The sequence below is a fragment of the Allosphingosinicella sp. genome, from assembly GCF_036387215.1.
In the GTDB taxonomy this organism is placed as follows: Bacteria; Pseudomonadota; Alphaproteobacteria; order Sphingomonadales; family Sphingomonadaceae; genus Allosphingosinicella.
The window spans coordinates 1-1,779 of the sequence record NZ_DASVUE010000280.1 but is presented as its reverse complement, the minus strand read 5'-3'; the positions used below and the strand labels follow the sequence as shown (position 1 = coordinate 1,779).

Here is a 1,779-nt window from a genome sequence, read left to right as displayed (position 1 = left end):
CGAGGCGCCGGCGCTTCCGTTCGGAACCCGGCCCGTGCCGCCGCAGATCGGGCCGCGGCCGGTCACTTCACTGAAGCTGGAGCAGAGGCGGGAGGGGCCGCGCTGGGTGATCGGCTATTCGGACGGCGGCTCGCGCCTCGCCGATGCAGCCACCGGGCGGCTGCTGCCGCCGCTGACCGCAGCCGATGCCCGCGCCGCGGTCGAGACGCGCTACACCGGCAAAGCCAAGATAAAGGCGGTCGACCGCACCAGCGCCTCCGATCCGCCGCTCGACCTCCGCCGAAAGATCGGCGCCTGGCGTGTGTCGATGGACGACGGCACGCGCTTCTACGTTAACGCCGCCACCGGCGAGATCGCCGCCCGCCGCACGCGCTGGTGGCGGATCTACGATTTCATGTGGGGCCTCCACATCATGGACCTGAAGACGCGGGAGGACACCAGCAACCCGCTGGTGATCGGCTTCGGCATCGTCGCGCTCATCAGCACGATCATGGCGCTGGTCCTGCTTCCTATGACCACCCGCCGCCGACGCGGCCGCCAGAAGTGAACACGGACGCCGCAGCCGCGATCGGGCCGGTTCTCCAGTATCTGGACCTTGCCGGGATTGCGGTGTTCGGCGTGTCGGGCGCGCTGCTCGCGGCGGCGAAGCGGCAGACCCTGGTCACCTTCATCTTCTTCGCCGTCATTACCGGTGTCGGCGGCGGCACCGCGCGCGACCTGCTGATCGGGGCGCCGGTTTTCTGGATGCACCAGAATGTGACCCTCCTCATCTGTGTCGCCGCGGCCCTTCTGGTCTGGGCGATCCCGGCGCGGATGCTGGAGGGCAAGGCCCTGCTCTGGTTCGACGCGGTCGGGATCGCCGCCTACGCCACCTACGGCGCCGCCAAGGGGCTTGCTTATGGAGTGGCGCCCGTTCCGGCGATCGGCATGGGCGTCCTTACCGCCTGCCTCGGCGGAATCGTCCGCGACGTGCTTGCCGGCGAACCGTCGATCCTGATGCGTTCGGAGCTGTATGTGACCGCGGCAGCGCTATCGGCAGCGCTGCTGGTGGGATTGATGGCCGCAGGCGTCGGGGACGGAATCGCCGGGCTGATCGCCGCGGTTGCCGGCTTCGCGCTTCGAGGCGCCGCAATCGTCAGGGGCTGGTCGCTTCCGGCCTACGGCCGCTAGCGCAGCACCAGCCCAGCCAACCAACCTGCGAGCGACGCCTGCTCCCTTTTCCGGAGCGGAAGCGCAGTGCCGGGGCATTCGAGGCACCGCGCCTGGATGGCGGGGCCCGACAGGATGCGCTGGGCATCGTGGAGCGCCCGCATCAGCATTAGCTCCGGCCGCGCGGCGACTCGGCTGTAGATGTCGCGGGACGCGCTCTGCGACTCGTCTTCATCTTCTTCCGCAAGGCCGGCCAGCATCTCGTCCCAGAAGTCCGGCTTCTCCTCGAGATAGACGGTTTGAGCCCAATCGCCGTCGATGCCGGCGCGCCTGGCAGCGTAGGCGACAGCGGCGTCGAGGGATCCGAACTCGTCGACCAGCCCGAGCTGGCGGGCGGTGCCGCCGTCCCAGACGCGGCCCTGGGCGATCTCGTGCACCTTCTCCGGCGGCATCTTCCGGGCAGCCGCGACGAGGCCGATGAACCGGCGATAGGTGTTCTCGATGCTCATCTGGATCAGCTGCCCGGCCACCGGAGAGGGGCCCCGAAGCAGGTCCGGCTCGCCCGAGAGCGGCGTCGTCTTGACCCCGTCAGCACCGACCCCGAGCTTGGCGAGAGTGCCCTGGAAGCTC

3 protein-coding genes are annotated in these 1,779 nt (G+C 69.5%); 2 read left to right on the top strand and 1 reads right to left on the bottom strand.

Going from position 1 to position 1,779, the window contains the following annotated elements; all coding sequences use genetic code 11:
• Together VF662_RS11450 and VF662_RS11445 are read left to right on the top strand one after the other, a co-directional pair.
• On the top strand, positions 1 to 547 hold a 547-nt coding region (locus VF662_RS11450), incomplete at its 5' end, for a PepSY domain-containing protein (protein WP_464141209.1).
• The gene (locus tag VF662_RS11445; protein ID WP_464141207.1) at positions 544 to 1,170 is read left to right on the top strand and encodes a trimeric intracellular cation channel family protein; all 627 of its coding nucleotides are present in this window, start codon (positions 544 to 546) and stop codon (positions 1,168 to 1,170) included. The genes VF662_RS11450 and VF662_RS11445, both read left to right, overlap by 4 nt.
• Here VF662_RS11445 and VF662_RS11440 read toward each other — a convergent pair.
• Positions 1,167 to 1,779: S49 family peptidase (locus VF662_RS11440; protein WP_464141204.1), on the bottom strand; the 613-nt coding region annotated here is incomplete at its 5' end. The two genes, VF662_RS11445 and VF662_RS11440, sit on opposite strands and share 4 nt — an antisense overlap.